This is a genomic window from Streptomyces sp. NPDC058308 (assembly GCF_042880275.1).
Taxonomy (GTDB): domain Bacteria; phylum Actinomycetota; class Actinomycetes; order Streptomycetales; family Streptomycetaceae; genus Streptomyces.
On record NZ_JBHVZA010000014.1, the window covers coordinates 17,169 to 43,438 of the forward strand.

Sequence of the window (26,270 nt, forward strand, 5' to 3'; positions counted from 1 at the left end):
ACCGCTCAGACGGTACAGGACGCGCTCAGGCGTACCCCTCCCGGACCCGCTCCCCGACCTGCTCCCCGACCCGTGCGGGCCGTCCCCCGTTCGGCCCAGCCCTCCGCGCAGCCGCCCGGCGCCGCGCGGAGAGTGGGGGCAAGCCCACGAGGGAGGTTTCCCATGCGGAAAGAAGACCTGTACGCCCTGGATCTGACCCGGGCGAAGTGGCACAAGAGCAGCTACAGCGGGCCCGACGGCAACTGCGTCGAGGTGGCCGTGCTTCCGCACGGCGCCGTGGCCCTGCGCGACTCGCGCAACCCCGGCCGGGGGGACCTTCGCTTCACCCGGGACGAGTGGTCCGCCTTCCGGGACGGCACACGGGACGGCGAGTTCGGCTGACCGGCACGGTTGAACGGCACGGCTGACCGGCGACGGCTGACCGGCGAGCACCGCCCCGCCCCCGGCCTCAGGAGAGGTCGGGGGCGGCCTGTGCCTGGTCCTCGATCTCCTGCGCCACCTTGTACGCGATGCCGTCGAGGATGTCGTGCTCCGAGACGACGACCTCGCGGGCACCCACCCTGTCCATGATCGCGAGCAGCACCAGGGCGCCGGACGCGATGACGTCGACGCGGCCCGCGTGCATCACCGGGATCGCGGCGCGCTCGTCGTGCGTGGCGTGGGTCAGCCGCTCCACGATGGCGCTGACCTGCTCGTACGGGATCCGGGAGTGGTGGATCGCCCGCCAGTCGTACGTGTCGAGGCCCAGCGCGATCGCGGCGACGGTGGTCACCGAGCCCGCCAGGCCCACGAGCGTGCGGGCCTCCTTGAGGGGGACCGTCCGCTCGGCGAGGTCGAGCGCCGCCTCGATGTCGGCGCGGATCGCGTCGAGCTGCGCCGACTCCGGCGGGTCGGTGACGGCCCCGTCGCGGACGAGATGGCGTTCGGTCATGCGGACGCAGCCGACGTCGACCGAGCGGGCCGCCTGCACCTGGTCGGTGCCGACCACGAACTCGGTGGAGCCGCCGCCGATGTCCACGACCAGGTAGGGCGTGGCGAGGTCGTCCCGCCCTGTCAGCTCCTTGGTCGCGCCGGTGAAGGAGAACTCCGCCTCCTGGTCACCGCTGATGACCTCCGGTTCGACGCCGAGGATGTCCAGGACGCCGCTGACGAACTCGTCGCGGTTCTCCGCGTCGCGGGACGCGGAGGTGGCGACGAAGCGGACGCGCTCGGCGCCGTGCTCCTTGATGACGGCGGCGTACTCACGGCACGCCGCGAAGGTGCGCTCAAGCGCGTCGGGGGCGAGGCGGCCCGTCCGGTCGACGCCCTGGCCGAGCCGGACGATCGTCATCCGGCGGTCCAGGTCGACCAGTTCGCCGGTGACGGGGTCGGCGTCCGCGACGAGCAGGCGGATCGAGTTGGTGCCGCAGTCGATGGCGGCGACGCGGGTCACTCGGTCTCCTCGGTGGCGCACGGCGTGACGCAGGGACCCTTGGCCCACCACTCCGGAAGCATCGCGATGGCCTCGTCGCCCAGCGGGTTCACGCCGGGTCCCGCGGCCAGCGAGTGGCCGACCAGGACGTGCAGGCACTTCACGCGGTCCGGCATGCCGCCCGCGCTCGGGAAGCCATCGAGGACCTCGATGGCGTCGCGGCGGGCGATGTAGTCCTCGTGCGCCGCGCGGTAGGCGGCGGCCAGTTCGGGGTCCGTCCGCAGCCGCTCCGACATCTCCTTCATCACGCCGTTGGCTTCCAGCGTGCCGATCGCGGACGCGGCCCGCGGGCACGTCAGGTAGTACGTCGTCGGGAACGGCGTGCCGTCCGGGAGGCGCGGCGCCGTCTCGACGACGTCCGGCTGTCCGCAGGGGCAGCGGTGCGCGATGGCCCGCAGGCCGCGCGGCGGGCGGCCGAGCTGCTGCTTGAAGGCCTCGACGTCGGCGTCGGTCGGCTCGGTGCGCGGGGTGGTCGGCGGAGGCGTGTGCATGCCTGTCTTTCCATGTCCGTGGGTCAGTCGTCGGGGCGGTCGGCCTTGTCGACGCCGTCCCAGACGTTCGAGTACCAGGGGCGCGAGGCCGCCCCCCGGTCCGTGCGCCGGCTCTTGGCCGCCGCGGGGTCGATCACCGTGAATCCGGTCTCGCCCGGCATCACGTAGTGCAGGCGGTCCCGGATGCGCTGCTCCGCGTACGCGTCGTCCTGCCAACGGGCCTTCTCGTCGCGCAGCTTCTCGACGTCCGCCTGGTGCTCGGCCTGCTGCCGGCGCAGGTCGTCGATCTCGGCGCGCTGGGAGACGTACTGCCGCATCGGGTACGCGAGCGCGACGACCAACGAGCAGAGCACGAGCGCGAGAAGAGCGGCGCGGCCGGTCAGCCGGGAGCGCCGGGCCTGGCGCTTGGTCTGGGAGCGGTAGACGCGCTCGGCGGTCTGCTCGCCGAGCAGCCGCAGGCGGGTCGCGGTGGAGAACCGGTCCTTGGTCCCGGCCTTGGCCATGGTTCCGCCTCCCCAGCGCAGCGCCTGCACGTACGTACGTCCCCGCACACGGTACGGGACCGGGTGCGGGGACGTAGGTAACCACGTGGCGGCGAGAGCTACTGGGCAGTGCTCCGGCCGCTGCGCCGGTTCTGCTACTCCGCGGAGCGGAAGCGCGGGAACGCGCTGCGGCCGGCGTAGACCGCGGCGTCGTCGAGGATCTCCTCGATGCGAAGCAGCTGGTTGTACTTGGCGACGCGCTCGGAGCGGGCCGGGGCGCCGGTCTTGATCTGGCCGCAGTTGGTGGCGACGGCCAGGTCGGCGATGGTGACGTCCTCGGTCTCGCCGGAGCGGTGCGACATCATGCACTTGAAGCCGCTGCGCTGGGCCATCTCGACGGCGTCCAGGGTCTCGGTCAGCGAACCGATCTGGTTGACCTTGACGAGCAGGGCGTTGGCCGAGTTCTCCTCGATGCCGCGGGCCAGGCGCTCGGGGTTGGTGACGAACAGGTCGTCGCCGACGAGCTGCACCTTGTCGCCGAGCTTCTCGGTGATGGTGTTCCAGCCGGCCCAGTCGTCCTCGAACAGCGGGTCCTCGATGGAGACCAGCGGGTACGAGGCGACGAGCTCCGCGTAGTACTCGGTCATCTCGGCGGCCGAGCGGGACTTGCCCTCGAACTCGTAGGAGCCGTCCTTGTAGAACTCGGACGCGGCGACGTCGAGGGCGAGCGCGACCTGCTCACCGGGGACGTAACCGGCCTGCTTGATGGCCTCCAGGATGAGGTCGAGCGCGGCCCGGTTGGAGTCCAGGTTCGGGGCGAAGCCGCCCTCGTCGCCGAGGCCGGTGGAGAGGCCCTTCTCCTTCAGCACCTTCTTGAGGGTGTGGTAGACCTCGGTGCCCCAGCGCAGGGCCTCGGAGAAGGACTCCGCGCCGATCGGGGCGATCATGAATTCCTGGATGTCGACGTTCGAGTCGGCGTGCGACCCGCCGTTCAGGATGTTCATCATCGGGACGGGCAGCAGGTGCGCGTTCGGGCCGCCGAGGTAGCGGAACAGCGGCAGGTCGCTGGCCTCGGAGGCGGCGTGCGCGACGGCGAGCGAGACGCCGAGGATGGCGTTGGCGCCGAGCGAGCCCTTGTTGTCGGTGGCGTCCAGGTCGAACATGGCCTGGTCGATCAGGCGCTGCTCGGTGGCGTCGTAGCCGACGAGCTCCGGGCCGATCTGCTCGATGACGGCGAGGACGGCCTTCTCGACACCCTTGCCCTGGTAACGGTTGGGGTCACCGTCACGGAGTTCGATGGCCTCGAAGGCACCGGTGGAGGCACCGGACGGAACGGCGGCACGACCGGTGCTGCCGTCGTCGAGGCCGACCTCGACCTCGACCGTGGGGTTGCCTCGGGAGTCCAGGATTTCCCGGGCTACGACGACGTCGATGGACGGCACGAGCATCTCCTTCTGGGAGTGTGACGCGAATACGCGAGGGAACAGACCGTTTCGGCCCTGCGTCTCCTGAGCCTAACCGGCTCCGGGGCTTCAGCCAGCCGACCGCCCGTCCCGTGGGACGGAGAAGCGGCCAAATCCCCCGGAAACAGGACGATGGGCCGCGTTTCTACTCGCTCGTAGCGAACAAGCCGGGCGGCCGGGCAGGCCAGGACCGCGGCATTCCGGCGGCGGACACGGGGGCGGACATGGCCCCGCCCCGGTGCGTACGGGGGATACGCGCACCGGGGCGGGGAGCCCGTGGGGACGGGGGCGGCCGTGCGTCCGCCGAGGCACGGCCGGGTGGAGCCGGGGCTTTAGCTGAGGTGCAGCTGCTGGCCCGGGTAGATCATGTCGGCGTTGTCGATGATGTCGCCGTTGAGCTTGTAGACCTTGTGCCAGCCGCCCTTGACGTGCTTCGCCTCGGCGATCTTGGACAGGGTGTCGCCCGTCTTGACCTTGTACTCGCCGTCGCCCTTCTTGACCGTCTTGCCGGTCGGGGTCTCGACGGTCTTCTTGCTCTCGGTCTGCGGCGCGGGCTGCGGCTTCGGAGCGGCCTGCTGCTGCTTCGGAGCGGCCTGCGGCTGCGTCTGCTGCGGCTTGGACTCCTGCTGCTGCGGGGCCTGCTGCGGGGCCTGCTGCTGCGAGCCGCCGCCGCTGTGGTTCGAGGCGCCCGAGAGGCCGACGCCACAGCTCGGCCAGGCACCCTTGCCCTGACCCGCGAGGACCTTCTCGCCGATCTCGATCTGCTGGGCCTTGGACGCCTTGTCGGCGGAGGGCGCGTACTTCGTGCCGCCGTACGCGGCCCAGGTGGACGGCGAGAACTGCAGACCGCCCTGGTAGCCGTTGCCGGTGTTGATCGACCAGTTGCCGCCCGCCTCGCACTGGGCGACGGCGTCCCACTCCTGGTCGGTGGCGGCGGAGGCCGAACCGGCGGCCATCAGCGGGGCGGCGACCGCGACACCGGTGACGCCGGCGAGCGTGGCGACCCGGGTGGCCTTGGACGGACGACGGTGCTTGCCCTTGCTGGAAAACAGCATGAGTGATCCCCTCACCGACGCCTGCGAGGTGAGCTGTCGGGTTCGGGCCGATGTGGTTGCCCGGCCGCGCTCCTCAGAGCGCGGCTTCACCCCTAGCCGTTCCCGTCCGTCTCGCGGCGCACAGCCTTCTCGCTGTGCGTCCCCTCAACGGACGGACCCGGCACAAACCTTGGGTCCCCCGCTCCTGCCTACGGCGCTCGAAGCGACGACTGTTCCCGTCCGGCCGTTGGCAGGATTCGGCGTACCGACCGGCGGGGCCCACCAGTGGCGAGCGGTGACGACGGTAATCACGTCTTCCACACAATTTCAAAGACGATCAGGGCTTCTGAGACTCATGTCTCACTCGCGCCAAAGCGGACATACGGCGTGAAGGCCCCGCCCGACTCTTCGTCAACTACCGTTACTTTTCGCCCAGATCGAGGCTCTGACCGGGGAGGATGAGGTCCGGGTCGTCGCCGACGGTCTTCTTGTTCTCGGTGTAGAGCTCGTGCCAGCCGCCCTCGACGTCGAGGTCGTCCGCGATGACCGAGAGACTGTCCCCGGAGCGCACCGTGTACGTCCCGTCGGCGACCGCGCCGGTGCGCTCCTCGCCGCGCGAGGCGTGCCGTCCGGGACGCCCTCCCGCACTCTCGTCCTCGTCCGCGCGGTCGCCTCGGTGGCGCCCCGCGGAGGAGCCCGATCCCTCGGAGGGTGCGGTCGCGTCCTCGGCGTCGGGCGAAGTGCCGTCCTTCTCCCCGGACTTGCCGGAGCCGGACGCGCCGTCGGCGTCACCCGCCCCGCCCTTGTGACCCTTGTCGCCCTTTTCACCCGACTCGTCGTGATTCTTGTCTCGCGCGTCGCCCGGGTCGCCGGAGGGCTTCTCCGGGTCCGCGGACGGGTCGTCGGAGGGATCGGCGGACGGATCGGCCGAGTTGGACGGGTCGGCGGACGGCTCGCCCTTCTCCGCGCCCTTGGAGTCGCCGGAGTCATCGGCGCTGCCGGAGTCCTTGGAGCCCTTGGAGTCCTTGGAGCCCTCGGGTTCGTCGTCGCCGGTCGAGCCCGACGGGTCGGACGGGGCGGACGGGTCGGACGGCTCCCCGGTGACGGGCGCGCCCGGGTCCACGTCGGCCGCGGCGCCGCCGTCGGTGAGCCCGGCGATCGGCGCGCAGCTCGGCCAGGCGGCGGTGCCCCGGTCGCCGAGGACCTTCTCGGCGACGGAGATCTGCTGGGACTTGGAGGCCTGGTCGGCGCTGGGCGCGTAGTCGAGGCCGCCGTGGCTCTCCCAGGTGTCCTGGGAGAGCTGGAGCCCTCCGTAATAACCGTTGCCGGGGTTCGCGCTCCACGCGCCGCCGCTCTCGCACTGGGCGAGCTTGTCCCACGTGTCGGTGGAGGCGGCGCTCGCGCTGGTGGCGGCGAGCAGTGGGATGGCGATGGCTGATCCGGTGACGCCTGCCGCGACGATGAGAGCCGGGGCCTGGCGGGGGCGTCGGTGACGACCTTGACCGGAGAGCATGCGGTTGCCTTTCAGGAGACTGCAGCGACGGCTGGGGCGCCCGGGGGCGCCCAAGTCGTCGTGAACGTAGCCGCAGTCGAACGCTTGTCACAAGTCGATGCAGCGGAGATCACGTGAACATCACAGTCGTGACGGCCCGTCAGCCCCCGGCCGGTGGCTGTGCGTTTGTGAACTTCACCGGCAGCGTCCGCAGTCCCCGCATGATCAGCCCGCCACGCCACCGCAAATCGGCCGGATCCGACGCGAGTTCCAGGTCGGGGAGGCGTCTGAGCAGCGTCGAGAGGGCGGTCTGCCCCTCCAGCCGGGCGAGCGGAGCACCGAGGCAGTAGTGGATTCCGTGCCCGTATCCGAGGTGCTGGTTGTCGCGGCGGGAAAGGTCCAGGGTGTCGGGCCGGTCGAAGCGGGCCGGATCGCGGTCGGCGGCGGCGAGCACGACGAGGACGGGGTCGCCCGCGGCGATGTCCTGCCCGCCGACGCGGACCGCCTCCGTCGCGAACCGCCAGGTGGCGAGCTCGACGGGCCCGTCGAAGCGCAGGAGTTCCTCGACGCCGGTCGCCAGGAGCCCGGTGTCGCCATCGGCCAGCGCCCGCTGCAGCCGCTCGCGCTGTTCGGGGTGGGTGAGCAGCGCGTACAGGCCGTTGCCGATGAGATTGACGGTGGTCTCGAAGCCTGCGAAGAGCAGGATGAAGGCCATGGCCGCCGCCTCGTTCTCGGTGAGGTGCTCGCCGTGGTCGGAGGCCTTGATGAGCCCGGAGATGAGGTCCTCGCCCGGGTCGAGGCGCTTCCTGTGGATGAGCTCGGCGAGATAGCCGCGCATCTTCTTCACCGACCGGGCCACACCGCCCCTGGGCCCGCCCCCGTGGCGGATCATCATGCCCGCCCAGTCCCGGAAGTCGTCCTGGTCCTCGCGGGGGACGCCGAGCAGGTCGCAGATGGCGTAGATGGGGAGGGGGAAGGCGAACTCGTGGATGAGGTCGGCCTCGCCCTCCGCCACGCCGTGCTTGTCGAGAAGCGCGTCGATGAGGGAGTCCGTCAGCTCCTGCACGCGCGGCGCGAATTCGGCCACCCGGCGCGGCGTGAACGCCTTCGCGACGAGCCGGCGCAGGCGGGTGTGGTCCGGCGGGTCGATGTTGAGCAGATGCGTCATCAGCTCGGCCTTGCGCTCGCCGGGGATGCCGGTCTTGCCCTTGGCGTGGGCGGGCTCGTCGTGGTGGGCCGGGTTCTTGCTGAGCCGCTGGTCCGCGAGGGCCTGCCGCGCGTCCGCGTACCGGGTGACGAGCCAGGCCTCCACGCCGCTGGGCAGCGTGGTGCGGTGCACCGGGGAGTTCTCGCGCAGCCAGGCGTACGCCGGGTAGGGGTCGGTGGCGAACTCCCAGGTGAAGAGTTCGGGCTGCGGGGGCGGGGGCGTCCCGGGGGCGGGCGTGGCTCCTGCGGACGTGGTTCCTGCGGGGCAGGGCGTGGGCGGCTGGTCGTGCATGCGGTCGACGGTATCCCCAGGGTGGGCGCCGCACGGACCTAGCCGGGGTCCATGCCGGCGTCCGGGCCGGCGTCCCGGATCGGGTCCTGTCCGGGTTCCTTGCCGGTCGGGCGGAGCAGGCCCCCCAGCCGCCGGGTGGCCGAGGCGTCGCCGTCGGCCGCGGCGATGCGGAAGTAGTGGACGGCGAGGTGCTGGTGGACCTGGCCGAGCAGGGCGGCCGCCCCGGCCTCGCCCGCGTCGGCGGCGGCCGTCAGGTGAGGGACCGCTTCCGGGTACGCGACGCGGGTGGCGAGGAGGTGGCCGAGGCGGCCGGCGGCGCGGGTGTTCCCGCGGGCCGCGGCCTCGCGGAACCAGTGCTCGGCGGTCTCCGTCTCCCCCTCGTCCTGGGCCAGCAGGCCGAGCCACGTCATGACGTGGGCGTCCCCGCCCTCGGCGCGGGGCGTCAGGGCCGCGCGGAAGGCGGCCACCAGGCCCTCCAGCTCGGCCGGGTCGTGCGGCTCCAGCTCCTCGTACGCGCGGGTCCACACGCGGTCCGGCACCGCCGGGTCCGAGCGGGCCGCGTCCGCGACCAGCGAGCCGTACGCCCGCCAGGTGCCGGGCCACTCCCCCGGTACGAGCAGGCCGGTCACGCCGTGCCGGGGCGCGGTGGCCCAGGCGAGCGCCTCCTCGAAGGGTTCCCCGGCCGTGTCGGCCGCCACCGGCTCGTACTCCTGCCTGATCTGCCTCAGCAGCTTGGGTGTGACGCCCCGGGTGAGCCCGCACCGCGCGAGGTCGATCGCGGCGCGCACCAGGAGGTGTCCGAGCAGCCGCCCGCCCGCGCGCCGCGCCCTGCGCCACTCCTCCCACAGGTCGGGGCCGAGTGCGAGGAACTCCGTGATGCCCAGGTCCCCGCGCCACCGGACGGCGTCCGTGAAGCGCGGGTCGTCGACCGTCGCGAGCCGCGCCAGCTCCGCCTCGCTCCACTCGGCGGCGACCTCGACCGTCTGCGCGACGCTCAGCACGCGGGCGCCCGGATGCTGTCCGAAGCGATGTCTGTCGTACGCCTCGTCCCGCATCGTCGCCAGGACCAGGACACGGTCGTGGGTGAGCTGGGCGAGCACACCGGGGGTGCCGGGCTCCGCGAGGTGGCCGTCGAGGTCGTCGAGCCACACGATGTGGGTGCCCGTGGCGTCGCGGCCCCGGAGCTGGTCGGGCAGGTCGCGCAGGTCCGTTCCGCCGCCCGCGACGAAGACCCGGGAGTCCTCCGGCACGCTCGCCCGCAGGGCCGCCCACGCCGTGGAGGTCTTTCCGGACAGGGGCGCGCCCGTGACGATGACGAGGCCGCCGTGGTGCGCGGCCTGCCGCAGGAGGACGGACAGCTCCGCGTCGCAGTCCCTCGCGACGTAGGGAGGCAGGGCCTTCACCCAGGTGAAGCGGCGGGTGGGGCGCACGCCGAGGCCCAGGCGGCGCAGCTGGTCGACGCGGGGCCAGCTGTCGGCGGGGGCGGTGTGCGGGGGTGCGGGCGGGGGTGCGGGCGGGGCTGGCGGGGTGGTGACGGTGAGGGACTGGATGGAATTGGCCTGTACGACGGCGCTCTGCGCGCCGCCGGTGACGGAGTTCCGCGCGGCGGGTTCGGCCGGTGCGTCGGAGTCCTCCGTGCTCGTGGCCCGGGTGTACCAGGCGGGGGGCGCGTAGTCGATCTCGAAGTGCCCGGTGGCGTCGGCCGTGCCGGGCTCGGCGCCGGCCGCCGGGGGCAGGGCACGGCCGGAGTCGAGGTCCAGGGAGGCCATGACGAGCCGCAGGCGGCCCTCCCGCACCCGCCCGCCGGTCCTCAGGCAATGGTGCACGACCCCGGCCCAGGCCGCCCGCAATCGTTCCGGGTCCACGGTCTGCCTCGTCGCGCGCATCCTGTCGACGTCGAGGTCGGTGTCGGCCCCCACGACACGCGAGTGCCGGAAGAACATCACGAACGCGTCCCGGGCCGTCCGCCAGCGGTCCTCGTCCCCCTGCATCGCCGCCACGAGGACGTCGGCCGCCTCGGCGGCCAGTACCTCCAACTCCGCTGCCACACAAGCCCCCACGCCCTCGTACCGCCTGAGGAGGCAACCGTACTAAGCGCCCGCCCCCTCCGCCGCCCGCACCGCGTCCCGGTAGGCGCGTGCGGCAGCGCGGAGGGCGGCCTCCGGGTCGACGCCCTCGGACTCGGCCCGCAGGGCCAGGTCGAGCAGCTCGTATCCGACGCCGTCCCCGGTGGGCACGTCGACCTCAAGTCCCGCCGTGCGTACGCGCGATGCCAGCTTCGCGGCCAGGGCCAGGCCGGGCTGGCCGAGCGGGATGCCCTCGGTGACCGAGGTCCGCCGCTTCTCCTGCGCCTTCGTGCGCAGCCAGTGCGCCTTGACGTCCTCCGGGGTCCGCGCCGTGTCGTCGCCGAAGACGTGCGGGTGGCGGTGGATGAGCTTCTCGACGATGCCGCCCGCGACGTCGTCGACGGAGAAGGGCTCGTCGTCCTCCCCGGGGCCGCCCTCCTCGGCGATCCGCGCGTGGAAGACGACCTGGAGCAGGACGTCACCGAGCTCCTCGCGCAGCTCCGTCCGGTCACCCTCCTCGATCGCCTCCACCAGTTCGTACGCTTCCTCGATGGCGTACTTCGCCAGGCCCTTGTGCGTCTGCTGCGAGGACCACGGGCACTCGGCGCGGATCCGGTCCATCACCTGGACGACGTCGAGCAGGCGGGCGCCGGGCAGGTCGTACGAGGCGGGCAGGAGCTCCAGGTCCGGCATGGCGACGCGGCCCGATCCCGCGAGCCGGGCCAGGCCGTCGGTGAGGGCGCGGTCGCCCTCGGCGGTGGCGACGACGAGGACCGTGCGGCCGCCCGCGCAGGCGTCCACCAGCTCCTGGGCGGTGGGCGCCGCCTGCCGCACGCGCACGCCCGCCTCGCGCAGGTACGGCAGCTGGGGGTGGTCCGCGTCGGCGCACAGCACCTCGTCGGCCCCGTGCAGCGCCTGCCAGGCGGGCCAGGACAGCAGGCCGGGTGCGACGCGGTGGCTGGTGGTCAGCAGGATGACGCGGCCGACGGGCGCGTCGGGGGCGTCGGGGGCGTCGGCCGGGGGCGTGGTCTCGGTCTCGTTCACCTGTCGAACGTAACCCAGGCCGCCGACAGCACCCCGGCCCCTTCCGCTGTACGCCGTACGCCCTCGCGTCCGCTAGGCCCTGTCGTCAAACTCGCGTCGTTCGCCCGAAGGGCGGCCTCGCGGCGTCTGGTGCGTGCGATCGCAAGGCGGAGGGTCATCCCGGTACTGGGCGTACCGGGATGAGCCCGACAACGCGGCGAGCGTGCGTGCCAGACGCCGCGAGGCAGACGCGAGTTTGACGACAGGGCCTAGGCGCGCTGCTCCTGCGCGGCCCCGGCGTCGGTGACCTCGCGCAGCCACGGCGTCTTGGTGTCCGTGCGCTTGTTCTTCTCGACGTCCCAGGTGCCGTAGCGCGGGTTCAGGTCGATGTCGAGCTTCTTCGAGGCGCCGGAGAGGGCCTTCCAGAAGACCGCCTGGCCCTGCGGGGAGTTCATGTCCGCGCCCAACTCGCGGGCGAGCTTCTGCGCCTCGATCTCCGTGCGCAGGCTGTCGTCGAGGCGGTCGGGGGCGACGCTGTACTGCTGCAGCCAGCCCTGCTCCAGGGCCTTGCGGCCACCGGCCTGCTGTTCGAGGCCGGTCCGCATCGTCTGGATGTCGCGGCGCGTGACGCTCACCCCGGCGTCGGTGGCCGCGCGGTGCAGGACCTTGTCCAGGACCATCGTGTGCAGTGTGCTGCGGGTGAGGCCGCCGGACTTGGCGATGGCCTGCGAGTACTGCGCGTCGTCGGGGACGGCGGCACGCTGCGCCTCGCGCACCTCGTTCACCCGGCCCTCCAGCTGCGCGACCGTGATGCGGTCGCCGCCGACGACGGCCGCGGCGCCTGGGTGCGCCTTGCTGCCGCAGGCGGTCAGCAGAGGGACCGCGGCGATCGCGGCCGAGGAGAGGATGAGCGCTGTGCGACGACGACGGCGGTGCAAGTGAGCCTCCCGGTGGAGATTGTGCGGTGGAGCACAAAGTCTTGCGGTGATCGATGTTAGGCAGTGGCTGCCTTCTCGGCCAGCCATTCGACACCTATTCGACCAACGATTTCCCGGGAGTTGAGGCACCCATCAGGTTGGGGCACCCATCAGGTTGGGGCGCTCCTCACACCGTGTGCCGCACCCATACGTTCGGCTCGACGTACACGCCGTAGCCGCGCGCCGGTTCGCAGTGGACCGGCACCAGCGCGCCCGGCACCTCGACCGGGCCCTCCTCGTCGAACGGCAGTCCGGTCCACTCGCGCCACTGCGCGACCGAGCCGGACACCGTCATGGAGGCGTGCGCGACCTTCTCGACGACGCCGCCCGCCCGTACGTGCACCCGCAGCCACGGGTCGTGCGGGAGGCCGTCCTCGCGGGTGCGGTACGCGTACTCGTCGATGGACGCGGCCGGTTCGAGGTGCTTGGCGTTGGGGCGTACGGGCGCGACGACCTCGGTGAAGCCGCGGGCGCGCGCGTTGTCCCGCATGGCCGCGAGCATCCGGCCGGAGAGGCCCGTTCCCCGAGCCGACTTGTCGACGGTTATCTCGATGGCGCTGACCGTGTCCGTCTCCTTGCCGTGCCGCAGGTCGGAGTAGGCCCACAGAAGGACCTGGTCCCAGCCGCCGTCGGGCAGGGCGCCGTCCTCGCGGTCGCGCAGCGCGAACGGCACGCTGAACGCGCGGGCCACGACCTTGCCGTCAGCCTCCTCGTCGGTGGCGACCAGGACGTACTCGGGGAGTTCCGCGACGATCCGGCCCATCAGCGACCAGCCGACCGGGTCGTGGCGGATGAACTCCGGCCAGTCCTCTGCGAGGTGCCAGAGCGGGGTGGTGAGCTCGGGGCGCTCCGCGAGGGTGGTGATCTTCAGGGTCATGTGCCGCACGGTACGCGTCCCGCGGGGGTGGCGGTGTTTATTTTTCTGCTGCGCCGATGGGGCTGGGTGCGCAGTTCCCCGCGCCCCTTGGGAAGGCCGCCTTCGGGGCCCCGCGGTGCGTCGTTCTCTGCGGCGCCGATGGGGCTGGGTGCGCAGTTCCCCGCGCCCCTTGGAAAGGCCCCCTTCGGGGCCCCGCGGTGCGTCGTTCTCTGCTGCGCCGATGGGGCTGGGTGCGCAGTTCCCCGCGCCCCTTGGAAAGGCCCCCTTCGGGGCCCCGCGGTGCGTCGTTCTCTGCGGCGCCGATGGGGCTGGGTGCGCAGTTCCCCGCGCCCCTTGGGAAGGGCGCCTTCGGGGGCCCGCCGTGCGTCGTTCTCTGCTGCGCCGATGGGGCTGGGTGCGCAGTTCCCCGCGCCCCTGGGAGGGGCCTTCGGGCCTCCCCCCGGGTGTTGAGTCAGCGGGCGTGGAAGCGGGGTGGGGCCTGGGTCGGGGCCGGGCCTGACGGGAGGTCCTCGTCAGGGCAAGTGGCCAGGACCTTTCTCATCGCGTCGCGTTCCGCGCCCGTCACCCATACCCCGTACTTCTTCTTCACCGCGACCTGGCCTGCCACGTACGCGCAGCGGTACGCCTTGTTCGGCGGGAGCCAGGTCGCCGTGTCGCCGTCGCTCTTGCCGCGGTTGGTGCCCGCGTCGACCGCCAGGAGGTTGAGCGGGTCGTTGGCGAAGGCGATGCGCTTGCCCGGCTCCCAGCGGAAGGCGCCCTTCTGCCAGGCGTCCGAGAGGGCCACGAGGTGGTCGATGTCGACCTGGCTGCTGCCGCGCCGGAACGTCACGTCCTTGCCGGTGTACGGGTCGGGCGCGAGCCTCCCGGACGCCACCCGGCACTCGCCGCCCGTGTACCGGACGTCCGTCAGGTCGCGCTTGAGGATGTCGTCCCGGGTCGGGCAGCGATTGGAGTCGGTGTCGGCCCAGGGGGTGCCGAACCTGCCGCGGTCGTAACCGGTCTTCGGAGCGCGGCCCTTGACGGTGAGCGTGTCGACGGCGGCCAGCGCGGAGCCCGCGCCCGCCGCGGGCCCGCCCGCGCCCTCCTTGCCCGCCGGGTCGTCGGAGCCGAGCTCGCAGCCGGTGAGCAGCGCGGGGGCGGCGACCAGGGCGAGCAGGGCGGAAACGGTACGCCGGTTCACCGGACGACCAGCGTGTCGCCGAGGACGACGGGCGCGGGCGCCACCATGTCCGTGTGGAGCCCGATGCACATGCCGCGGGCGGCGGTGAGGGTCTTGAGGACCCGGTTGTCGGTGGGCAGGCCGGGCTGGGCCTGGGTGACCATGACACAGCGCTTGACGCGCTTGAGGCCGCGCAGCCGCAGAGCACCCTCCTGCCGCCCGCCGCCGATGACGATCTCCCTGCCCACCCAGTCCTCCTCGATCCATGGCTCGTCGGTCTCCACGACGATGTTCTTGCGCAGCCGCCGTACGTCGACGGGGTCCGCGTCGCCGAGCAGGTCGCCGAGCGCGCGGAGCGAGGCGGTGCCGATGAGGGAGACGGCGGAGACGTCCTTGTGGCTCGTCCCGCCCTCCCTGACCAGTTCGACGCCCTCGCCGAAGCGCTCGGGCAGCCGCGGGTCGCCGGGCCGCAGCGTGGCGCCGTCCGGCGCGGTGACGACGGGCAGCCCGTCCGCGTCGTACGTGGCGTAGTGCTCCAGGAGCCCGGGGACGCGGCGGAAACGGACGTGGTTCTTGCCGCTGCCCAGCTTGCCGTCGGGGTGACGCAGGGCCCACTCCCGGTCTCCGACGGCGCCGCGCGGACCGAAGACGAGCCGCTCGTGCTCCTCGCCCAGCATCGACTTCACCGGAAACCGGTGCAGACCCACGACCTTGAGCGACACGGCGCTCTCCCCTCCCCTGGGCGGACTCTCGCGGCCCACGGTAGCGGCCCGCCTCCCGCGCCTCCGCGACGCGTTCCCTTACCTCCGCGGTAATCGACCCGCCCGCCACCCCCGGGCAGGATCGCTCACATCAGCCGCATGAACCCGCTCCGGACCTAGGAGAACCCCATGACCACCGACACCGCCGCACGGACCCGCGCCGTGGTGGAAGAGTTCCTCGCCGCCCGGCTGGCCGGGGACACCCGCCGGATGGTGGAGATCTTCGCCGACGACGTCGACTGGCTGCTCGCCGAGAACCCCGCCGTGCCGTGGATCCGCCCCCGCTCCACCGGCGCCGAATGCGCCGCCCAGTCCGCGGAGCTGGCGGAGCACACGGTCGCCGAGGACGCCCGCGCCAGTGTGGACGCCTTCCTGGTCGACGGCGCAGACGCCGTCCTGACGGGGCACCTCTCGGGCCGGGTGCGCGCCACCGGCAAGACCTTCGACGGCCCCTTCGCGCTGCGCCTCACCGTCGAGAACGGCCGGATCACCCGGCACCACCTCTACGAGAACAGCCTGTCGATAGCGGCGGCCTGCACCCCCACGGCCGGCACCCCCACGGCCTGATCCGGCCTGATCGATCCGGCCTGGTCCGAACGAAAGACCTACGACCCCAGGATCGACGTGAGGAACTCCCCGACCCAGCCCAGCAGTTCGCGCCCGACCAGCGGCTTTCCGCCGACCTTCGCGGTCTTCGGGCGCGGTACGAGGACCTGGTGCGCGGCCGCCTTGATGACCGTTCCCGGGTAGAGCCGCTTCAGCCTGAGCTCCTGCGACTCGCGCAGGTCCACCGGTGCGAAGCGGATGTTGTTGCCCTGCAGGACGATCTCGCCGACCTCGCAGGCGCGGGCGAGCATCCGCAGGCCCGCGACCAGGAGGAGGTTCTCGACCGGCTCGGGCAGCTTGCCGTAGCGGTCGGTGAGTTCCTCGCGGACGGCCTTGATGTCCTCCTCCGTGGTGGCGGAGGCGATGGCGCGGTAGGCCTGCAGGCGCAGGCGCTCGCCGGGCGCGTAGTCGTGCGGGACATGGGCGTCGACCGGGAGCTCGATCTTGACCTCCAGCGGCGGCTCCTCCTCCACCCCGCCCTCCAGGGACGCGCGGTAGTCGGCCACCGCCTCGCCGACCATGCGGACGTAGAGGTCGAAGCCGACGCCCGCGATGTGCCCGGACTGTTCGCCGCCGAGGAGGTTTCCGGCACCGCGGATCTCCAGGTCCTTCATCGCCACGTACATGCCCGCGCCCATCTCCGTGTGCTGGGCGATGGTGGCGAGGCGCTCGTGGGCCGTCTCCGTGAGGGGCTTCTCCGGGGGGTAGAGGAAGTACGCGTAGCCGCGGTCGCGGCCACGCCCGACGCGGCCGCGCAGCTGGTGGAGCTGGGAGAGGCCGAAGTTGTCGCCGCGCTCCACGATCAGGGTGTTGGCGTTGGAGATGTCGATGCCGGACTCGACGATCGTCGTGGAGACGAGCACGTCGAACTTCTTCTCCCAGAAGTCCACCACGACCTGTTCCAGGGCCTGTTCGGACATCTGGCCGTGGGCGGTGGCGATGCGGGCCTCGGGGACGATGTCGCGGAGCCTGGCCGCCGCGCGGTCGATGGACTCCACCCGGTTGTGGATGTAGAAGACCTGGCCCTCGCGCAGGAGTTCGCGGCGGACGGCCGCGCCGATCTGCTTCTCCTCGTACGGGCCGACGAAGGTGAGGACCGGGTGGCGCTCCTCGGGCGGGGTGGTGATCGTCGACATCTCGCGGATGCCGGTGACCGCCATTTCGAGCGTACGGGGGATGGGGGTGGCCGACATCGTCAGGACGTCGACGTTGGCGCGGAGCTTCTTCAGCTGCTCCTTGTGCTCGACGCCGAAGCGCTGCTCCTCGTCGACGATGACCAGGCCCAGGTCCTTGAACCTGGTCTCGGAGGAGAAGAGGCGGTGCGTGCCGATGACGATGTCCACGGATCCCTCGCGCAGGCCCTCCAGGGTCGCCTTCGACTCGGTCTCCGTCTGGAAGCGGCTGAGCGCCCGCACGCTGACCGGAAACTGCGAGTACCGCTCGGAGAACGTGCCGAAGTGCTGCTGCACCAGCAGCGTCGTGGGGACGAGGACCGCGACCTGCTTGCCGTCCTGCACCGCCTTGAACGCCGCGCGGACCGCGATCTCCGTCTTGCCGTAACCGACGTCACCGCAGACCAGGCGGTCCATCGGGACCGTCTTCTCCATGTCCTCCTTGACCTCGGCGATCGTGGTGAGCTGATCGGGCGTCTCCACGTACGGGAAGGCGTCCTCCAGCTCGCGCTGCCAGGGCGTGTCGGGGCCGAAGGCGTGGCCGGGGGCCGCCATGCGGGCCGAGTACAGCTTGATGAGGTCGGCGGCGATCTCCTTGACCGCCTTCTTCGCCCGCGCCTTCGTCTTCGTCCAGTCCGCGCCGCCCAGGCGGTGCAGGGTGGGGGCCTCGCCGCCCACGTACTTGGTGATCTGCTCCAGCTGGTCGGTGGGGATGTACAGCCGGTCGCCGGGCTGGCCGCGCTTGGCGGGGGCGTACTCCACGACGAGGTACTCGCGGGTGGCGCCCTGGACGGTGCGCTGCACCATCTCGATGTAGCGGCCGACGCCGTGCTGCTCGTGGACGATGTAGTCGCCGGCCTCCAGGGTCAGCGGGTCGATCGTCTTGCGGCGGCGGGCCGGCATGCGCTGGCCGTCCTTGCCCGCCGCCTTCTGCCCCGACAGGTCGGTCTCGGTGAGCACGGCGAGCTTCAGCGCCGGGTCGATGAAGCCGTAGTCGATCGAGCCGCAGGAGACGTGCACGACGGAGGGCGTCAGCTCGCCGAGGTCGCCGTCCAGACGGGCCGCGATGCCCTCGCCGCCGAGGACCTCCACGGTGCGGGCGGCGGGGCCGTGGCCCTCGGTGACGTAGACGGTGCGCCAGCCGTCGGCGAGCCAGCCCTTGGTGTCGGCGAGGGCCTTCGCGGTGTCGCCGCGGTACGTCTCCGGGGCGTGCATGCCGAGCTTGAGGGTGTGGTCGTCCCCCGGCGCGTCAGCGTCATGTGTCAGGGCCTCGTCGGCGGCGAAGGGGCTGACCGACCACCACATCATGCCGAGGTCGCGCGCGTGGTCCCGGACGTCCGCGATGCCCCACAGCGAGGCCGCGTCCACGTCGATCGGGGCCTCCCCGCCGCCCGCCGTCGCCGCCCAGCTGGCCTGCAGGAACTCCTGCGAGGTCGCCACCAGGTCGGCCGCGCGCGTGCGCACCCGCTCCGGGTCGCAGACCACCGCCATGGAGCCCTCCGGCATGACGTCGAGCAGCAGCTCCATGTCGTCCACAAGGACCGGGGCGAGGGACTCCATGCCCTCGACCGCGATGCCCTCGGCGATCTTCCCGAGCAGCTCGCCGAGCTCCGGGTGGAGCTCGGCGAGGGCCGCGGCCTTCTCGCGCACGTCGTCGGTGAGCAGCAGCTCACGGCAGGGCGGCGCCCACAGGCCGTGCTCGGCGACTTCCAGGGAGCGCTGGTCGGCGACCTTGAAGTACCGGATCTCCTCGACGTCGTCGCCCCAGAACTCCACGCGCAGCGGGTGTTCCTCGGTGGGCGGGAAGACGTCGAGGATGCCGCCCCGTACGGCGAACTCGCCGCGCTTCTCGACCAGCTCGACCCGGGCGTACGCCGCTGCCGCGAGCGCCTCGACGATCTCGTTCAGGTCGGTGGTCTGCCCGCTGCGCAGCGCCACGGGCTCCAGCTCGCCCAACCCCTTGACCTGCGGCTGCAGCACCGAGCGGACCGGCGCGACGATCACCGACACCGGGCCGGTCTCCGGGTCGTCCGTACGGGGGTGGGCCAGGCGGCGCAGCACCGCGAGGCGGCGGCCGACCGTGTCGGAGCGGGGCGAGAGCCGCTCGTGCGGGAGCGTCTCCCACGAGGGGTACTCCGCGATGCCGTCCGGCGGCAGGATGGTGCGCAGCGCGGCGGCCAGGTCCTCCGCCTCCCGGCCGGTGGCCGTCACGGCGAGGACGGTGCGGCCGGACTCGCGGGCCAGCGCCGCCACGGCGAAGGGCCGGGCCGCGGGCGGGCCGACCAGGTCGACGTGCATACGGTGACCGTCGGTCGCGGCCTTGGCCGCTTCGGCGAGTGCCGAGTCCTTGACGACAGCGTCGAGCAGACCGTGCAGGCTCATTGAAGGCTTTCCGTCCAGATAACCGGAGTGGGTGGGGCAACCAACCGGAAGCGGGTGGGGCAACGCGAACCGCCCGGCACGTCACACGGGCCGGGGGTCTCCAGCGTACGACTCCGGGCTGATCCGCGCGGCCCGGCCGGGCGCCGGGTCGCGGTCCGGACTTGAGCGCGACGCCGGGTCCGGGCGAGCGGCGGCGCCGGGTGGCCGCTCCCGACCGTGGCGTACGCCACATCGCAGCCCCCGGCGAACCGGCCGTCCCCCTCGCCATAGATCCTCGTAGATACCCGTAGATCCTCGTAGAGGCCCATAGATCCCTTGTAGCTGTTCGGAGATCCTCGTAGAGGCCAGTAGATCCTCGTAGCTGTCCGGAGATACCCGCCGCCCCGTCCGCTCTCCCACCAGAAAGCCACCCCATGCCAGGAGCCAAGACCGACGCCACCGCACCGGAGCGTGCCGACGAGCTCATACCGGCGCGGGACCGGGCGGCGGACGGCGCGCCCGCTCCCGCGCCCGACCCGCGCGCCGGGGCCCGGACCACCCTCTGGGACCGCGCGCCCCTCCTCCTCGCGGCCGCGCTGGCCGTCGCCTACGCCGTGGTGTCCATCTGCCGCTACCGGCGCCTGGAGAGCCGCTCCTGGGACCTCGGGATCTTCGAGCAGGCCGTGCGCGCGTACGCCCACCTCCAGGCTCCGGTCGCCGATCTCAAGGGGCCGGGGGCAAACATCCTCGGCGACCACTTCAGCCCCGTCACCGCCCTCCTCGCGCCCTTCTACCGGGTCTTCCCCTCGCCGTTCACGCTGCTCGTCGCGCAGGCGCTGCTCGTCGCCGTCTCCGTCGTGCCCGTCACGCGCGCCGCGACCCGGCTCCTGGGGCGGACGTCGGGGTTCGCCGTCGGGGTCGCGTACGGGCTGTCGTGGGGGATCCAGCGCGCCGTCGACTTCGACTTCCACGAGATCTGCTTCGCCCTGCCGCTGATCGCCTTCTCCCTGGAGGCGCTGCTCGGCCGGCGCTGGCGGGCCGCCCTCCTCTGGGCGCTGCCCCTCGTCCTCGTCAAGGAGGACCTGGGGCTGACCCTCGCGGCCATCGCCGTGGTCGTGGCGATCCGGTGCCGCCGCACCGACCCGAAGGCCATGCCCTACGCCCTCGGCGTCGCCGCCTTCGGCGCGGTCGCCACCCTGGTCACCCTCACCCTCGTCATCCCCGCCTTCAACTCCGTCGGCGGGTACGACTACTGGGACAAGGTCGGGGACGCGGGCGGCGCCGCCGGAGTGTTCGACGGCTCAGGGACCAAACTGCGCACGCTGCTCTGGCTGCTCCTGCCCACCACCGGGCTGCTCGCCCTGCGCTCGCCGCTGCTCCTGATCGCGCTCCCCACCCTCGGCTGGCGCTTCGTCTCCGCCGACGACCACTACTGGGGCACGGACTGGCACTACAGCGCCGTCCTGATGCCGGTCATCCTGCTCGCCCTGGCCGATGCCGCCGCCTCCGCGCGCCGCAGCGGCAGGCCGTGGCTGCGCCGGTACGCGGAGCGGCTCCCGGCCTTCGCCGCCGTCGCCGCGCTCGCCCTCACCACCTCGCTGCCGCTCGCGGGCCTCACGGAGTCGGCGACGTACGAGAAGAGCAAGCAGGTCACCGCCGTGGAGCGGATGCTCGACCGCGTCCCGGCCGGCGCCACGGTGGAGGCGAACATCGGGCCCATCAGCAGGCTGACCTCCCGGGCCCGGGTCTTCTGGACGGGCGCGGCCCGCCCGGTCGTCCCCGCCTACGTCGCCCTCGACGTCCGGGACGGCTGGACGAAGGACCCGGTCGGGTACGCGAACAAGCTGCACCCCGGCGCCCGTTACGTCCTGGAGGACACCGCCTACGGTTACGTGCTGCTGCGCAGGGACTGACGGCACGGGGCCCGGACAGCGATGGGCCCCGGCAGGCGCGGTGTGCGCCTGCCGGGGCCGTTTCCCCCGCACCCCCGTGGCGGTGGCTATTCGGTGGCGATGGCGTTGAGGACGTTCATCCGGCCGGCCCGGAAGGCCGGGACCAGCGCCGCGAACAGGCCCACGAACGCCGACCCGACGAAGACCGCGATGATCGTCGGCCACGGGATCTCCAGGACCTTCAGGCCCTCCAGGGCGAGGAGCTTCTGCGCGGTCGCTCCCCAGCCCATTCCGAGGCCCAGACCGAGCAGCGCGCCGAAGAGGGCGATGACCACCGACTCCATGCGGATCATGCGGCGCAGCTGGCGGCGCGAGAGGCCGATGGCCCGCATCAGGCCGATCTCCCGGGTGCGCTCCACCACCGAGAGGGCCAGGGTGTTCACCACTCCGAGGACCGCGACGATGATGGCGAGGGCGAGCAGGCCGTAGACCATGTTCAGGAGCTGTCCGACCTGGTCCTTCAGCGTCTGCTTGAAGTCGGTCTGGTCCATCACCTTGTACTGCGGGTACTTCTCCAGGGAGTGCTTCAGGGACGCGTACGCGGCGTCCTCCTGGCCCTTGGCGGCCGTCGCGAACATCATGTCGTTCTGCGGGAGCCGGTCCGCGGAGACGTACTTCTGCAGGGTCGTGATGTTCAGGTACATCGCGCCCTTGTCGAGGGAGGTGTCGTCGGAGGTGATGGCCGCGAGCTTCAGCTCGGCCGTCCTGCCGTGGTCGAAGGCGACCTTCAGCTCGTCGCCGACCTTCAGGCCGTGCTTCTTCGCGAACTCGTCGCCGACCGACATGGCGTTCTTCCCGTACGCGGCGGACAGTTCGCCGGAGACCGTCTCGCGGCGCAGGTCCGTGGCGTACGTCGGGTCGGCGGCGCTCAGACCGACGCCGTCCACCTTCTTGCCCGCGGGTGTGGTCAGGTCCGCGTCGATCTGCTTCAGGCGGGTGATGTGGCCGATGTGCTCGGCGCGCTCCAGCGACTTCTCGGCCTTGGCGGTGAAGGAGATGCCGGGCTGGGTCGGCTGGACGATGAAGTCCGCGCCGACGGACTTGTCGAGCTCGTCGGTGGCCGAGGCGACCATCGAGGAGCCGACGACGGAGAGGCAGGCGACCAGCGCGAGGCCGATCATCAGGGCCGCCCCTGTGGCGCCGGTGCGGCGCGGGTTGCGCAGCGCGTTGCGCTCGGCCATCCGGCCGACCGGGCCGAACGCCCGCAGCAGCACCGCGCTGATGACGCGGACCACACCGGAGGCGAGGACCGGGCCGACGACGACGAAGCCGATGAGGGTGAGGACAACGCCGCCGCCGAGGAGGAGCGAGCCCTGCGACGCCTTGTCGGCCTGCGACGCGGCGTAGAGGGCGGCGCCGCCCGCGCCGGTGAGGACCAGCCCGAGGACGGCCCGCAGCGCGCTCGCCCGGCCGTCGGCCGGGGTGCCCGCGTCGCGCAGTGCGGCCATCGGCGAGACCTTGCCGGCCCGTCGTGCGGGAAGGTAGGCGGCGAGGACGGTGACGACGATGCCGAGGACCATGCCGACCACGGGGGTCGTCCAGCTGACGGTGAGGTCGCCGGTGGAGAGCTCCATGCCGACGCCGGCCATCAGCTTCATCAGGCCGACGGCGAGACCGATGCCCGCGCCGACGCCGAGGACCGAGCCGAACACGCCGAGCAGCAGCGCCTCGACGAGCACGGAGCGGTTGACCTGCTTGCGGCTGGAGCCGATGGCGCGCATCAGACCGATCTCGCGGGTGCGCTGGGCGACCAGCATCGAGAAGGTGTTGATGATGAGGAAGATGCCGACGAGGAAGGCGATCCCGGCGAAGCCGAGCATCGCGTACTTCATGATGTCGAGGAAGCTGCCGACGGACTCGCGGTTGTCGTCCGCGGCCTCCTTCTGCGTCTTGACGTCGTACGCGCCCTTGCCCAGGGCCGCCGTGACGTCGGCCTTCAGCCGGGTGTCGCTGACGCCCTCGGCCGCGGTGAGGTTGACGTGCGTGAACCGTCCCGTGGTGCCCAGGAGTTCGCGCTGCGAGGTCGCGGTGTCGAAGTAGAAGATCGCGGCGCCGGGGTTGGTCACCTTGAAGGTGGCGATGCCGGAGATCCTCGCGGTGTGGTCGCCGCTGGCGGCGATGGTGCGGAGCTCGTCACCGATCTTCAGGTGGTGCTTGTCCGCGGTGTCGGCGTCGACCATCACGTCGGTGGGCCCGCGCGGGGCGTGGCCCGAGGTGATGTCCATCGAACGCAGGTCGTTGTGCGTCCAGTTGCCTGCGATCGTCGGGCCGCCGCTGGTGGGGCCCATGTTCTTGTTCTTCGCGTTGACGACGGTGACGCTCTGGCTGCTGACGGCGCCCTCGGCCGCCTTGACACCCTTGGCCTTCTTCGCCTGCTCCACGACGGAGGCGGGCAGCGACTCGGGCCTGCCGCTGCGCGGCGTGTCGCCCGCGTCCCCGGCGGACTTGGGGGCGAGCGTCACATCGGCGGAGGTGGCCGCGAAGAGCTTGTCGAAGGTGGTGCTCACGGTGTCGGAGAAGACGAGCGTGCCGCAGACGAACGCCACCGACAGGACGACGGCCACCGCGGAGAGCGCCATGCGGCCCTTGTGCGCGAAGAAGTTGCGCATCGAGGTCTTGAGGACGGTCATGATGTACGGCCCCGGGCGTCGAAGGACTTCATGCGGTCCAGGACCTGGTCGGCGGTCGGGTGGTGCATCTCGTCGACGATCCGGCCGTCGGCGAGGTACAGGACGCGGTCCGCGTACGAGGCGGCGACCGGGTCGTGCGTGACCATCACGATGGTCTGGCCGAGCTCGGTCACCGAGCGGCGCAGGAAGCCCAACACCTCTGCCCCGGCACGGGAGTCGAGGTTTCCGGTCGGCTCGTCGCCGAAGATGATCTCGGGCCGTGAGGCGAGCGCGCGGGCCACGGCGACGCGCTGCTGCTGGCCGCCGGAGAGCTCGGTCGGGCGGTGCTTGAGGCGCCCTGCCAGGCCCACGGTCTCCACGACCTGGTCGAGCCAGACGCGGTCGGGCTTGCGGCCCGCTATGTCCATCGGGAGCGTGATGTTCTCGATGGCGTTCAGGGTCGGGAGCAGGTTGAACGCCTGGAAGATGAAGCCGATGCGGTCCCGGCGCAGCTTCGTGAGCTTCTTGTCCTTGAGGCCGGTGATCTCGGTCTCGTCGAGGAAGATCTGCCCGCTGCTGACGGTGTCGAGGCCCGCGAGGCAGTGCATCAGCGTGGACTTGCCGGAGCCGGAGGGCCCCATGATCGCGGTGAACTGGCCGCGGGCGATGTCCACGTCGACGTCGTCGAGCGCGACGACGCGGGTCTCCCCCGAGCCGTACGCCTTCACGACCTGGCGCGCCCGCGCCACCACGGCCGTGCGCCCTCCAGTGCCCCCGTGCCTGGGTGTTGTCACAGCCGTTGTCACGGTAAATCTCCTATGTCGGTCATCCGGCGAGCCGAGTCGGTACACGGCGCGCTCTCGCGCTTCAGTCTGGTGCGAGGACAGGCCCCGGCGCGCTGGTGCTCAGCGCAGTCTTGTGCGGGGGAAAACCCCACCCTCGCCGGTGTGGTTCTCCGTTCCGGCGGGGCGGGTTGTCCGAGCCGGCCCCCGTGCCCGGCTCGTAAAGCAAATCTAAGGAACGTCCCGGCCCGCCTCATCCTCCGGCGGGACGAACGCTCCCCAGTCCGTTGTACGGAGGTTCCCCTAGGGGATCTCCACCCGCCGGTGGAGCCCGGCTCAGGGTTGTCTCCACCCGGCCGTCCACCCTGCCCCCGGGCTCCCCCGGATGAGAAGGTGACCCGCAGCAACCAGTTGCAGGGGGAAGGGAGTTCTGTGGGCACCCAGGACGCGATACGCGGCAGGGGCGCGGTCGTCGCCGCGCTCATGCTCGCCATGGCGCTGGCCGCCGTCGACTCCACCATCGTGTCGACCGCGGTCCCGCAGATCGTGGGCGCGCTCGGCGGCTTCTCGATCTTCTCCTGGCTCTTCTCCGGCTACCTCCTCGCGGCCACCGTCACCCTGCCCGTCTACGGCAAGCTCTCCGACACCTACGGCCGCAAGCCCGTCCTCATCGCGGGCTGCGTCCTGTTCCTGCTCGGCTCCACGCTCTGCGCCCTCGCCTGGAACATGGAGTCGCTCATCGCCTTCCGCGTCGTGCAGGGGCTCGGCGGCGGCGCCGTCCAGGGCACCGTGCAGACGCTCGCCGCCGACCTGTACCCCCTCAAGGAACGCCCGAAGATCCAGGCCAAGTTGTCGACGGTGTGGGCCACGTCGTCCGTCGCGGGCCCCGCGCTCGGCGGTCTCATCGCCTCGTACGCGGACTGGCGCTGGATCTTCCTGATCAATCTGCCCATAGGGGCGGTGGCACTCTGGCTCATCGTGCGCCACCTGCACGAACCCGCACGGGAGACCGCCCCGCGCGGCCCGGTCGACTGGCCGGGCGCGCTCACCGTCTTCGCCTGCGGCGGCACGCTCCTGACCGCCCTCGTCCAGGGCGGCGTCGCCTGGGACTGGCTGTCGGCGCCCTCCCTCGGCCTGTTCGCCGCCGGGCTCGCGCTGATCGCCCTCGTGGTCCTCGTCGAACGCCGGGCCGCCGAACCGATCATCCCCGGCTGGGTCTGGCGCAGGCCCACCATCGCCGCGGTCAACCTCGCCCTCGGCGCGCTCGGACTGCTGATGGTCGCGCCCACGGTCTTCCTGCCCACGTACGCCCAGTCCGTCCTCGGACTCGCCCCGGTGGCCGCCGGGTTCGTGCTCTCCGTGATGACGCTGAGCTGGCCGGTGTCGGCGGCGCTCAGCCAGCACGTGTACCGAAGGATCGGCTTCCGCAACACCGCCGTCACCGGCATCTCCGCCGCCGCGCTCCTCCTCTTCGCCTTCCCGCTGCTGCCCTACCCCGGCGCGGCCTGGCAGCCCGCCCTGCTCATGCTGCTGCTCGGCGCGGCCCTCGGCCTCTTCCAGCTGCCGCTGATCGTCGGCGTCCAGTCCACCGTCGGCTGGGCCGAGCGCGGCACGGCCACCGCCTCCGTCCTGTTCTGCCGGCAGATCGGCCAGACGCTGGGCGCCGCCCTGTTCGGCGCGGTGGCCAACGGCGTGCTGAGCGCGCGGCTCGCCGGGTCCGGCTCCCTCGACTCGGTGGCGCGCGTCCTGGAGGACCCGGGCGCCGTGGCCGACCCGGAGCGGCTGCGGCGGGCGGTGGACTCGGCGGTCGACTCCGTGTACGTGGGGGCGGGGTGTGCCGCGCTGGTGGCTCTGGGTGTCCTGCTCCTGCTGGCGCCGCGGCGCTTCCCGGTGCTCACGGAGACACAACTCGCGTCCCAGCAGGGCGAGTTGTCACCCACGCAGCCGTCCGACTGAGCGGTCTGCCGGAAACTCCACACCCCGGCGGTACTTGC

At 72.1% G+C, this 26,270-nt stretch carries 20 protein-coding genes and 1 riboswitch; of the genes, 4 read left to right on the forward strand and 16 right to left on the reverse strand.

The window, feature by feature from the left end; genetic code table 11:
- Positions 1 to 162: 162 nt before the first annotated feature.
- The gene (locus ACFVYL_RS20035) at positions 163 to 381 is read left to right on the forward strand and encodes a DUF397 domain-containing protein (RefSeq protein ID WP_389717789.1); all 219 of its coding nucleotides are present in this window, start codon (positions 163 to 165) and stop codon (positions 379 to 381) included.
- Between the two features lie 67 nt (positions 382 to 448).
- Here ACFVYL_RS20035 and ACFVYL_RS20040 read toward each other — a convergent pair whose 3' ends face one another.
- From ACFVYL_RS20040 to ACFVYL_RS20100, 13 genes are all read right to left on the reverse strand, one after another.
- Complete coding sequence (locus ACFVYL_RS20040; RefSeq protein WP_389717791.1) at positions 449 to 1,432, reverse strand: exopolyphosphatase; 984 nt, start codon at positions 1,430 to 1,432, stop codon at positions 449 to 451.
- Positions 1,429 to 1,962, reverse strand: a complete 534-nt coding sequence (locus ACFVYL_RS20045) for a DUF501 domain-containing protein (protein WP_389717793.1) — start codon at positions 1,960 to 1,962, stop codon at positions 1,429 to 1,431. Before ACFVYL_RS20045 ends, ACFVYL_RS20040 begins: the two co-directional genes overlap by 4 nt.
- Before the next feature lie 23 nt (positions 1,963 to 1,985).
- Positions 1,986 to 2,465: a septum formation initiator family protein gene (locus ACFVYL_RS20050; protein ID WP_389717795.1), complete on the reverse strand. Its 480-nt coding sequence runs from the start codon at positions 2,463 to 2,465 to the stop codon at positions 1,986 to 1,988.
- 134 nt (positions 2,466 to 2,599) lie between these two features.
- Entirely contained in the window at positions 2,600 to 3,886 is a 1,287-nt protein-coding gene (gene eno / locus ACFVYL_RS20055; protein ID WP_389717798.1) for a phosphopyruvate hydratase, read from the reverse strand.
- A 353-nt stretch (positions 3,887 to 4,239) separates the two neighbouring features.
- Positions 4,240 to 4,962: a transglycosylase family protein gene (locus ACFVYL_RS20060; protein ID WP_389717800.1), complete on the reverse strand. Its 723-nt coding sequence runs from the start codon at positions 4,960 to 4,962 to the stop codon at positions 4,240 to 4,242.
- Between the two features lie 3 nt (positions 4,963 to 4,965).
- A riboswitch (cyclic di-AMP (ydaO/yuaA leader) is annotated at positions 4,966 to 5,168 on the reverse strand.
- Between the two features lie 194 nt (positions 5,169 to 5,362).
- Entirely contained in the window at positions 5,363 to 6,454 is a 1,092-nt protein-coding gene (locus ACFVYL_RS20065) for a transglycosylase family protein (protein ID WP_389717803.1), read from the reverse strand.
- Between the two features lie 139 nt (positions 6,455 to 6,593).
- Positions 6,594 to 7,931: a cytochrome P450 gene (locus ACFVYL_RS20070; RefSeq protein ID WP_389717806.1), complete on the reverse strand. Its 1,338-nt coding sequence runs from the start codon at positions 7,929 to 7,931 to the stop codon at positions 6,594 to 6,596.
- Positions 7,932 to 7,969: 38 nt separating this feature from the next.
- Positions 7,970 to 9,979 (reverse strand): sel1 repeat family protein, encoded by a 2,010-nt coding sequence (locus ACFVYL_RS20075; RefSeq protein ID WP_389717808.1) that lies wholly within the window; start codon positions 9,977 to 9,979, stop codon positions 7,970 to 7,972.
- A gap of 42 nt (positions 9,980 to 10,021) precedes the next feature.
- The gene (locus tag ACFVYL_RS20080; RefSeq protein WP_389717810.1) at positions 10,022 to 11,041 is read right to left on the reverse strand and encodes a nucleoside triphosphate pyrophosphohydrolase; all 1,020 of its coding nucleotides are present in this window, start codon (positions 11,039 to 11,041) and stop codon (positions 10,022 to 10,024) included.
- A gap of 248 nt (positions 11,042 to 11,289) precedes the next feature.
- Positions 11,290 to 11,958 (reverse strand): SurA N-terminal domain-containing protein, encoded by a 669-nt coding sequence (locus ACFVYL_RS20085; RefSeq protein ID WP_389717812.1) that lies wholly within the window; start codon positions 11,956 to 11,958, stop codon positions 11,290 to 11,292.
- Positions 11,959 to 12,124: 166 nt separating this feature from the next.
- Complete coding sequence (locus ACFVYL_RS20090; protein ID WP_389717814.1) at positions 12,125 to 12,874, reverse strand: N-acetyltransferase; 750 nt, start codon at positions 12,872 to 12,874, stop codon at positions 12,125 to 12,127.
- Positions 12,875 to 13,325: 451 nt separating this feature from the next.
- Entirely contained in the window at positions 13,326 to 14,054 is a 729-nt protein-coding gene (locus ACFVYL_RS20095; RefSeq protein WP_389717817.1) for an HNH endonuclease family protein, read from the reverse strand.
- Positions 14,051 to 14,755 (reverse strand): MOSC domain-containing protein, encoded by a 705-nt coding sequence (locus ACFVYL_RS20100; RefSeq protein ID WP_389717820.1) that lies wholly within the window; start codon positions 14,753 to 14,755, stop codon positions 14,051 to 14,053. The genes ACFVYL_RS20095 and ACFVYL_RS20100 overlap by 4 nt, the downstream gene beginning before the upstream one ends.
- Positions 14,756 to 14,923: 168 nt before the next feature.
- On the opposite strand from ACFVYL_RS20100, the gene ACFVYL_RS20105 reads away from it, so the two are divergent.
- Positions 14,924 to 15,361 (forward strand): nuclear transport factor 2 family protein, encoded by a 438-nt coding sequence (locus tag ACFVYL_RS20105; protein WP_389717822.1) that lies wholly within the window; start codon positions 14,924 to 14,926, stop codon positions 15,359 to 15,361.
- 38 nt (positions 15,362 to 15,399) lie between these two features.
- On the opposite strand, the gene mfd is transcribed toward ACFVYL_RS20105, so the two are convergent.
- Positions 15,400 to 18,954, reverse strand: a complete 3,555-nt coding sequence (gene mfd / locus ACFVYL_RS20110; RefSeq protein ID WP_389717824.1) for a transcription-repair coupling factor — start codon at positions 18,952 to 18,954, stop codon at positions 15,400 to 15,402.
- A 413-nt stretch (positions 18,955 to 19,367) separates the two neighbouring features.
- On the opposite strand from mfd, the gene ACFVYL_RS20115 reads away from it, so the two are divergent.
- The gene (locus tag ACFVYL_RS20115; RefSeq protein WP_389717826.1) at positions 19,368 to 20,846 is read left to right on the forward strand and encodes a DUF2079 domain-containing protein; all 1,479 of its coding nucleotides are present in this window, start codon (positions 19,368 to 19,370) and stop codon (positions 20,844 to 20,846) included.
- 86 nt (positions 20,847 to 20,932) lie between these two features.
- On the opposite strand, the gene ACFVYL_RS20120 is transcribed toward ACFVYL_RS20115, so the two are convergent.
- Both ACFVYL_RS20120 and ACFVYL_RS20125 read right to left on the reverse strand, forming a co-directional pair.
- The gene (locus tag ACFVYL_RS20120) at positions 20,933 to 23,515 is read right to left on the reverse strand and encodes an ABC transporter permease (protein WP_389717828.1); all 2,583 of its coding nucleotides are present in this window, start codon (positions 23,513 to 23,515) and stop codon (positions 20,933 to 20,935) included.
- Positions 23,512 to 24,300: an ABC transporter ATP-binding protein gene (locus ACFVYL_RS20125; RefSeq protein WP_389717830.1), complete on the reverse strand. Its 789-nt coding sequence runs from the start codon at positions 24,298 to 24,300 to the stop codon at positions 23,512 to 23,514. Before ACFVYL_RS20125 ends, ACFVYL_RS20120 begins: the two co-directional genes overlap by 4 nt.
- Before the next feature lie 459 nt (positions 24,301 to 24,759).
- Here ACFVYL_RS20125 and ACFVYL_RS20130 point away from each other — a divergent pair, with 459 nt between their 5' ends.
- Entirely contained in the window at positions 24,760 to 26,232 is a 1,473-nt protein-coding gene (locus ACFVYL_RS20130; protein ID WP_389718175.1) for an MFS transporter, read from the forward strand.
- Positions 26,233 to 26,270 lie beyond the last annotated feature (38 nt).